Source organism: Idiomarina sp. UBA4206 (assembly GCF_002383015.1).
GTDB lineage: Bacteria > Pseudomonadota > Gammaproteobacteria > Enterobacterales > Alteromonadaceae > Idiomarina > Idiomarina abyssalis.
This window is the reverse complement of record NZ_DFTS01000017.1, coordinates 4,290-13,015: the sequence shown is the minus strand read 5'-3', so window position 1 is coordinate 13,015 and position 8,726 is coordinate 4,290. Positions and strand designations below refer to the sequence as shown.

Annotated in this window: 12 protein-coding genes; all 12 read left to right on the top strand. The window is 42.4% G+C overall.

The window, feature by feature from the left end:
* Positions 1-1,205, top strand: a 1,205-nt coding sequence (locus tag B3180_RS03740) for a pilus assembly protein TadG-related protein (RefSeq protein WP_414654021.1), incomplete at its 5' end; no start/stop codon positions are given.
* On the top strand, positions 1,192-1,731 hold the full coding sequence (locus B3180_RS03735; RefSeq protein WP_286843136.1) for a hypothetical protein: 540 nt from the start codon (positions 1,192-1,194) through the stop codon (positions 1,729-1,731). The genes B3180_RS03740 and B3180_RS03735, both read left to right, overlap by 14 nt.
* A 2-nt stretch (positions 1,732-1,733) precedes the next feature.
* A complete protein-coding gene (locus B3180_RS03730) occupies positions 1,734-2,234 on the top strand; it encodes a hypothetical protein (protein ID WP_054487187.1) in 501 nt (166 codons plus the stop codon).
* Positions 2,231-2,422: a hypothetical protein gene (locus B3180_RS03725; protein WP_054487189.1), complete on the top strand. Its 192-nt coding sequence runs from the start codon at positions 2,231-2,233 to the stop codon at positions 2,420-2,422. The genes B3180_RS03730 and B3180_RS03725 overlap by 4 nt, the downstream gene beginning before the upstream one ends.
* A complete protein-coding gene (gene cpaB, locus B3180_RS03720) occupies positions 2,419-3,126 on the top strand; it encodes a Flp pilus assembly protein CpaB (RefSeq protein ID WP_278358368.1) in 708 nt (235 codons plus the stop codon). The genes B3180_RS03725 and cpaB overlap by 4 nt, the downstream gene beginning before the upstream one ends.
* Positions 3,111-4,313, top strand: a complete 1,203-nt coding sequence (locus tag B3180_RS03715; protein ID WP_278358369.1) for a type II and III secretion system protein family protein — start codon at positions 3,111-3,113, stop codon at positions 4,311-4,313. Before cpaB ends, B3180_RS03715 begins: the two co-directional genes overlap by 16 nt.
* The gene (locus B3180_RS03710) at positions 4,313-5,536 is read left to right on the top strand and encodes a CpaF family protein (RefSeq protein ID WP_278358370.1); all 1,224 of its coding nucleotides are present in this window, start codon (positions 4,313-4,315) and stop codon (positions 5,534-5,536) included. Before B3180_RS03715 ends, B3180_RS03710 begins: the two co-directional genes overlap by 1 nt.
* The gene (locus tag B3180_RS03705; RefSeq protein ID WP_286843131.1) at positions 5,518-6,369 is read left to right on the top strand and encodes a type II secretion system F family protein; all 852 of its coding nucleotides are present in this window, start codon (positions 5,518-5,520) and stop codon (positions 6,367-6,369) included. The genes B3180_RS03710 and B3180_RS03705 overlap by 19 nt, the downstream gene beginning before the upstream one ends.
* Complete coding sequence (locus B3180_RS03700; protein WP_054487199.1) at positions 6,366-7,154, top strand: type II secretion system F family protein; 789 nt, start codon at positions 6,366-6,368, stop codon at positions 7,152-7,154. The genes B3180_RS03705 and B3180_RS03700 overlap by 4 nt, the downstream gene beginning before the upstream one ends.
* On the top strand, positions 7,151-7,543 hold the full coding sequence (locus B3180_RS03695; RefSeq protein WP_054487201.1) for a DUF192 domain-containing protein: 393 nt from the start codon (positions 7,151-7,153) through the stop codon (positions 7,541-7,543). Before B3180_RS03700 ends, B3180_RS03695 begins: the two co-directional genes overlap by 4 nt.
* Positions 7,497-7,958 (top strand): hypothetical protein, encoded by a 462-nt coding sequence (locus B3180_RS03690; RefSeq protein WP_143441126.1) that lies wholly within the window; start codon positions 7,497-7,499, stop codon positions 7,956-7,958. The genes B3180_RS03695 and B3180_RS03690 overlap by 47 nt, the downstream gene beginning before the upstream one ends.
* Before the next feature lie 121 nt (positions 7,959-8,079).
* Positions 8,080-8,726: MBL fold metallo-hydrolase (locus tag B3180_RS03685; RefSeq protein ID WP_286843127.1), on the top strand; the 647-nt coding region annotated here is incomplete at its 3' end.

Here is an 8,726-nt window from a genome sequence, read left to right as displayed (position 1 = left end):
CTAATCCACGTGCAAAAGGGCAAACCCTGATTTTAATGGTCGGGGTGTTGCTATTGGTGTCATTATTATTATTTGCCGTAACGGATATGGGTAAACACGCCAGGCGTCAGTGGTACTTGCAAAGTGTTGCTGATAACGCATCTTATAGCGCAGCTGTTGCAATGTCTCGTCAGATGAACTTTCTAGCATTAACAAATCGCGCGCTTATTGGTAATCAGGTGGCAATTGCCCAATGGGTGGGGTTGGCGAGCTATTTAGCTATGCTCGATAGAACGGCTGATAATCTCGAAGCCGTTACATCATTCATTCCATATCTAGGACAAATCACCCGAGCACTATCAACAATAATTGCGCGTATTGAAGAAGGCTTTGAGGAGGTTGTGAAAACCCTGATTCGTTTCCAGTCTGCGGTAATACAGGGAATATCTGCAGCGCAAAGACTGTTAGATGCAAGCTTTGCTATAGAACTGCCTTTGCTTATTCAGGATATCGTTTCCAAACATTCAGAAGAGCTTAGCTGGGAAGCATATCAAGGCGGCGGAATAGCACCGTTTCCAAGCCTATGGTGGCGCAAGACTGAAGTGCGCAACACCAAGAATAAAAACGAATCTAAGGAGTTAGAAGAACTTACTCTTAAAAGTCTTGACCCGTTTAGCAAAAGTAGAGGATACGATTGGGTCAGTGTTTTTACCCATAAAATAGTGAAACGAGGTGGTACAGAATTATCGAGAAACCGAAACGGGGGCTGGGATTGGCATGCTTTAGATTCTGTTTCACTCCACGGTCGGCGTTGGTTTATAGGAAGCTTCAAAGAACAGCTTCCGTTAGGTTGGGGAGCAAAGGCTCAGGATCAACGACGTTATCATCGTTCAAATTATGGTGGTGCCTTTCGCAGCAACTCGATGTCTTCTCGGATGGCTCTGGCGCAGATGGGGTCGTTAAATGATGAGCCTCGTCGTTTTAGTTTCATGCGTCTTAGTAGTTTTCTAAACATGAGTATGGATACGGTCATAGTTAAGGTAAGTGGTATTAAGCAAGCTGCGTATGCAAAATCGAGAACAAGTTTTAACCGACCAAGCAGTGTTTTTCCGCGGGCTGATGAGTATATAGAAACTGATAACCTCTTCAATGCGTTGTGGGAAGCTGAATTAGTAGCCATTTCAGACATCGATAAGATAGGGATATTAGGCCGTGAAGCCCTTTAAGCAAACTGGACAGGCTGTTATTGAGTTCATTTTATCGGTTGGAGGGCTTGCCGCTATTTTTATTTCGGTACAGGAAGTGCTCGCTCCAGCTATAGAAATTAATACAGCTGACTTAATCGCAGCCCGCGAGGCTATATGGGAAAGAGTTAGGAGCGATGATAAAACCAGCCTATCCGGTGATTATCGTTTAAACAAACATACTGAGATATTTTTTGACCCAATAAATAGGTTACTACCTATAGGTCTTGAAGGGGATAATTTACGGGTTCTTAAGCCGTCTCACAATGAAGCTTTTTATCCAATGGCGCGGCTCAATAATAGCTGGCAAGCACAAACCCCAGATGAATTATCAAGTCGACCTGCATCGTTAGTTGTTAATAACGCGCTGTCGGGGGATGCAGTGCGGTTAATACAGGAAGGAATAGGGTGGATTTTTTTAGCTGAAGAACTTAGTTCGGATTCACTAATATTTGGAACGATTTCTCCAGATGTTGTTCCGCCGGAAGCATATAAGAAAAAGGATTAATTATGGATTTGCCTGTCGTGCTAGATGATTGGAGTTGGGTAGAACAGCCTATTAGCTCATCTATTAGTGTTAATGCACTTTTTTTGGATGATCCTAAAGTTCCAGACTGGGAAGCGCTGGAACAGTTCTATCCATACTGTCCGGGGGGAAAGACGATTTTCTGGCTTTGTCCTATCGACGGGACGGACTGGACGCTATTTGAAGTTGAGAATGAACAGTGGGTGCTAATGCCAATGACTAGTTTCCCACCTAAAGAGAAACTTTTAAAAGGTCCGTTTACTCCAATTTCAAAACATGAAAATAACGGTAAAGAAGTGTGGGTATACTTGGCTAGATACCCTCTTAAACAGCTACAAACATCGATGATGTTTTATTACAGCCAAAAAGTTGATGCTTTCCAATCTATTGAAAAAGAGAACGATGTCTGGATTTTCAAAGAAGATATGGGCCGCCTCATGTTCTCTGAGCAAGGCGAGTATGTGATTTTGGTTCATATCTTATGATTCGAAAGGAAAGTGGTCAGGCATCAACTGAGTGGTTGCTCATTTCGCTACTGATAATGACCGTTTTGTTAATTGTTGAAGAGCAGTTTTCTCTCATTGATTACTTAATAGAGACAGGTCGAAAGGCGAAAGAGTTCTATCACTTTATTTGGCGCTATTTAGTTTTAATTCCAGGAGGGTCTTCATGACAAAAAAGGCGAAATGGATTTTTGCCGTTAGCTTTAGCTTTGTAATTTCGATAGTCACAGTCTGGCTAATTAACCAGTACTTACAACAAGAAACGTCACGGAGATTAGAAGAAGCCTCGAGAAGCACGGGGAGTGTCGTTGTATTTGCTAAGGATTTGGCTGCCGGTCACGTACTTTCGGCGAAGGACTTATTGGCTCGCAAGTATCCGGAAGAATTAATTAATGAAAACTGGTACGTCGAGCGTGAGGCTGGTCTAGTTCTTGGTCGACAGCTTCGAGATTCCGTTGAGCCAGGAGAGCCCGTTTCCGAACGTGTGTTAGTGAACAATAGAAATAGTGGTCTCTCAGAAAAGTTGCCTAATGGTTATTACGCTATCACGGTTAATACGGATAATTTAGGACACCATAACGCCTTGTTAAAAGAGGGGGATGTGGTTGATATCGTTTTTGTTGGAGATTCATTTGATAAAGGTAGGGAATATAACGCTTTTAGTTCGATAGAAATATTTGAAACTCACGGCTTAGAGGAAGGGTACGGCTCGTATTCTTTGACTTTATTAATAGCGCCTAATGAGGTTAAGAGTTTTACCAGAGCGTTGGGGAGTCCCATGTTGGTATGGGCTCGTGGCCGTCAGTTATCTAAAACAAAAGTTTGGTCCAAAGATTTAAAACAAAGCAAGGTGGAACGATGGAAGGTCCAATAAAGTTAATGTGCTCAGCATTACTCTGTTTATTTATCTATATTGCAGGGGCGTATGCTAGTGATCTCTCCTATGTCCTTAAGAAAGGTGAAACTCAAATAGTCAGTATTGATCCTGGCACAGACATTGTAGTTAGCGACGAGAGCATAGTGGATGTTCATGTTTTAAGTAATTCTCAAGTCGTTCTAAGGGCTTTAGGAGAAGGAGAGACTGATATTTGGCTCAGTCATCGAGATAAAGTGAGAAAGTTGGACATCAGTGTTTCCGATACTCTTTCCCTATCAACCAGTGCGCGTATCAATGCGATTGTGGAAGAAGAAAATGATCTAAGGAAAGTAGATAAGCAAGGAGTGACTGTACTGTCGGGTCAGGTATCGAAAAGGCACTATGATGAATTAAGTAAGCTATCTCAAAGCAACGAGAGAGTGCTGAACTTAACTGAGCCTTTTTCAAAACAAGCCCCCATGCTTACCCTCCGAGTTAATATTCTGGAGACTAAGCGGCAGTATCTTGAAGACATTGGAATTCGCTGGCAAGGGACAACCAGTGGACCTACTTTTTCAAGCGCTTTATCCGGGCTATTTGAATGGGATGCAGAAATAAACTCACAACTAATGCTTATGCAGCGTCGCGGTTTGGCTAAGTTATTAGCGAACCCTACTTTATCTACTCAGAGCGGTGAAAAAGCAACTTTTCTTGCAGGTGGCGAGTTGCCAATTCCTCAAGTCGTGGCTCAAGGAATGCAGGATGTGACGTTTCGTGAATACGGGATAAAGCTAATTATTGAGCCGGTTGTATTGGCGGAGAACAAGATAAAGACCCGGTTACATGCAGAACTAAGCAATATTGATCCAGCAGTTTCCGTGTCTGGTGTTCCGGGAATATTGAGTAGACGAACAGAATCAGTATTTCTATCAAATGACGGAGATACGATGGTTTTATCAGGGCTATTAAGTACGGATGAGTCAGCTCAGGAAGATAAAGTTCCAGGGATAGGGGAGCTACCTGTGATAGAGAATGCTTTCAATAGCCAACAAAGCAGAAGTCAAGCTACGGAACTCGTGATCATGGTTACGGCTGAACGTATGGATACTGCCCAGAAACAAGCTCGTGACAGGCGCGATAAACTAGCACAGAAAAATGGCTGGTACAGGGATGATTCAATTTTGCAGTTGAAGGAGACATTCTGATGGCATCTGTCACCTTAATTAATTGTCTTAGAGCTCGTTTAGATACACGAGATCCTAGTATTGATGAGATGAATGAGTCCGAATTAAGAGTCTACGCTGAGTCATTCTTAAAAGAGAACACCAGTGCAGATGATCGAGATATCAAAGATGCAGTCGCTGAAGTTATTGGCTTGGGACCAATTGAAAGGCTTCTTGCTGATGACACTGTGAGTGAAATCATGGTGAATAGTTTCGAACATATTTATGTCGAGCGTGCAGGTAAGCTAGAGAGAGCCTTTGAACAATTTAGTAATGAAGCAGCGTTACGCAGAGCTATTGATAAAATAGTTCTTCCTCTCGGAAGACATATCGATGAAGCATCCCCAATGGTTGATGCTCGCTTACCTGATGGATCCCGCGTTAATGCTGTATTGGCGCCTCTTGCAACTAAAGGCTCTTGTCTCACTATACGGAAATTTACGAATAAGTCCTTAACAATAGAAGACTTGGTATCCGGTAACTCTCTGACTCAACAGGCTGCAGATTTTTTGAAATTCGCCGTTCGTTGTCGTCAGAATATCATTGTATCTGGAGGTACCGGGACAGGGAAAACGACCTTGTTAAATGTCTTATCTCAGGAGATATCAGAAGAAGAGCGAATATTAACTATTGAAGATGCCGCAGAACTAAGACTGCATCACGATAACTTAATTAGCCTGGAAGCCAGACCCAAAAACCAAGAGGGCGTAGGTGCAATTAGCATCAGAGAGCTTGTCATTAACGCATTACGAATGAGGCCAGATAGACTTGTTGTAGGTGAATGCAGGGGACCGGAAGCTTTAGATATGTTGCAGGCAATGAATACCGGTCATGCAGGCTCTCTTAGTACGGTACACGCAAATAGTGCCAGAGACGCATTGAGACGTTTGGAAATTATGGTTCTCATGGGAGGGATTGAGCTGCCTGTTTCAGCTTTGCGGCAACAGATAGCAAGTGCTGTTGACCTTGTTGTACAAATAGCTCGTCTGCCTGATGGCAGAAGAGCCGTAATTAGTATTAATGAGGTCACAGGAGTCGATGATGATGTTCTTCAAATGTCAGCACTATTTGAATATTCAAGTAGTCAAAAGTCGCTAGTGAGTAATCAGGTTCTTTGTAAATTTGCGGAGGATCAGAGGGAAGATATTCGTGAAGGTATATGGAGATCAATTATGGAGGCTGGCTCATGTTCACCCTCACTCTAGTACTATTGATTATTATTAGTGGACTTTGTTGGATATGGGTTTTGTCACACCTGACGCCTAAGCGCTATCAAAAAATTGAAGAAGAACTGGCTGGCTCTGCTGTTCGATCATTAGAAGAGTTTTTCTTGAGGTTACCTGTGAAAACTCTGCTCAGGTTTTACTTGATAGTTGCTTTGTTATTTCCTTTATTAGCTTGGGTATATGTTGATGTTAAGTGGGCCGCTATTACTTTTATTTTTACTTTACTGGCCCCGCCTTTTTCTTATCGATACTTCAAAAAGCGGCGTCTGCTAAAAATTGAAAAACAACTTCCAGGAATGTTGATTGCTTTAAGTAACCAAATTAGAAGTGGAACAAGCGTTGGTTCAGCTCTAAAGAGCTTTAAAGGGAATATGACTGCTCCTCTTGGTCAGGAGATAGATGAGTTATTGAGACAGGAGAAAATGGGAAAACCGCTCATAGACTGCTTAGAGCATTGGCAATTCAGGCTGCCAATCTTCTCAATAAAGCTCGTGGTTCAATCTTTGGTTTTAGGTTTGAGAAGCGGAGGTCAGCAGTCGGAGTTATTTCTGAGGTTAGCGGATAATTTACAGCAACAACAGCACCTTCGAGAGCGTCAACTGACTCTTACTTCGCAAGCTAGAATGCAAGCGAAAATTCTAGTTCTGATGCCGGTTGGATTGTATTTCCTTTTGAGCTGGGTTAAGCCAGAGCATACCGCACTTTTTACGGAGTCTCTCGTCGGTATTTTTATGTTGATGACTGCTTTTTTCTTAATGTCAATTGGCGGGTGGATGGTTAAACGTATTATGCATCCAGAAGATGAAAGATGATTTTAATAGCCTTATTAATATTTGCCGCATCATTAAGTTGCGTATTGCTAGCTGTGACAGTTTGGCAGTTTCTAGCTCTTGGAGACAAGCTTGATAATTTAATATCGACGATCTGGCTTTACCTACCTGAAAGATCAAGGAAATGGATTGCCAGTCATTTAAAAATCGAAACTTTAAATAGCGAAGCCCGTTCTTTTTTCTTCTGGATCGTAATGGCTAGTGTATCAGTAGGAGTGTATTGGGCGTCCGGGGTTTGGCTGGCTTTAGCGATTTATATATTGCTGATACTGCAAGTAATTAACAAGAGAAGAGTTGCAGCTAGGAAAAGTAATCGCGCTGTAGTTCGCCAGTTACCTGACTTCTGCGATTTAATCGCAATGATGATCGCCTCTGGTGTCCCTCTTATTTCAGCGTTGGAAAAAGTGTCCGAATCATGTAGTGAGCTACTGCTTGCGACTGAAATAAGAGCGATGCTGAGCCGACTACGGAGGGGAGCTAGTTTTTCAAAGTCTATGGAGGAGCTTTCGGAACGGTATGAGGCTAATGAACTTAAAGAGTGGAGCTTAATGCTGATTAAAGGGTATCAACAGGGGGCAAGTCTCACAAAGTCATTACGGTTTTATGCGAATCAACTGAGACAGGAGTTACTTAACTCGGCTGAGAAAAGAGCTCAGGAAGCTCCTGTTAAGTTGTTGTTTCCACTGGTAACTTGTTTTTTTCCAGTAAATTTTTTGGTTATTTTGGGGCCTGTTATTGTGCAGTTAAGCCAAGGAGGGTTTGGATGAGTGAAAGTCGGGAAGTGACTTTATGGCCTAAAGTAAAAGAAATGAAAAAGTTTCATCAGCGATTAATAGGGATGATGAATGAACCGCAACCAACACCAGATAGAGCTTTTTGGTTCCCATTCTGTAAATCAATTCACACGTGGGGAATGAAGGAACCTATCGATGTTGTTGCTCTGGATAAAGATAGAATTATTATCGAGGTTCGCCGTTTGATATGTCCAAATGAAGTTGCGCGCTTTAAGGGAGCATATGGATTAATTGAAATGGCTTCAGGAAGTTTTTGGCCCTTAGAAAAATGGATTGGAAAGAAACTAAAATTTGTTAAAGCGCATGGAGAGCGAAATGAAAAGAAACCTTACGATTGTAGTATTTCTATTGAGCTTAGTTAGTTCTGGGTGTAGTACAACGGTTCAGGAGAAGCTTGCACGAGAACAAAGTTTTGAATCTGCAATTAATTGGTATCAAACCGGTGATCTTCTGTCAGCGGAGCAGCATTTGCATTGGTTGCATAAAAAGGGACTTGGAACAGATAAAAGCTGGAAATTGCTAGGTAATATTTACTTCAGACAGTATAGGTTTGAGGCGAGTCAGTCAGCTTACAGAAACTCACTGAAAATGAATGCAGCAGACGAGGAAGTCTGGTTTAACTTGGCTTTATTAAGCCTTCGGCAAACAACGAACATCTTAATGGATGCACGAGTAGAGCTGGATACTTTTGATGGAGAGCTCGAAATGTTATTACGTGAGCTACTAGAGCTTCAGAAAGCTAGATTGCATGAGACACCAAGAGATGAGTCGGCATAGTTGAAAATGATGCTTAAAGAGTTTTGATAAAGTGTAAGTATGATTTTTGTTCCTTGTTTTCAAATCGAAGACTTGCTCACAACCGTACACTCTAAATAGTAAAAACCAGGAGCAACAAATAATGAAACTCTTCTTCTCTGTGGTGTTGTGGCTTAGTGTGTGTACTGCGGTAATGGCGGCTGATTACTCTATTGAAAAGGTGAAGGGTAATGTCTATCGGTTTTCAGCAGGCCATTACCACTCTGTGTTTATGGTTACGCAGCAGGGTATTTTTGTTACTGATCCCATTAATAAAGAAGCTGCCCAGTACCTTAAGCAGGAGCTAGCAAAGCGTTTTGATCAGCCTATACGTTATTTAGCGTACAGCCATAACCACGTCGACCATACGTTGGGTGGCGATGTCATAGCGCAGCAGGCTGTAGAGGTTATCGCCCATAAATACGCAGACCAAGACTTGCGCTGGACAAAAGCACCCACAGCCTTACCTACTATAACCTTTAGCGACGAGTTGACGGTAAAGCTGGGTGAGCACTCGGTTCAAATGAAGTACTACGGATCAAATAACGGCAGAGGCTCAGTCAGTATGCGTTTTATGCCGGAGAATGTCCTGTTCGTGGCCGACTGGATAGTGCTTGGTCGTATGCCTTATGAGACCCTGCCAGGGTATGACATTCATGGAATGATCAACTCAACACAGCAAGTGTTAAAGGAGCAGCCTTTTGATGTATTTGTGGGCGCTCATGCCGATATGGGATCACGAAAGGACGC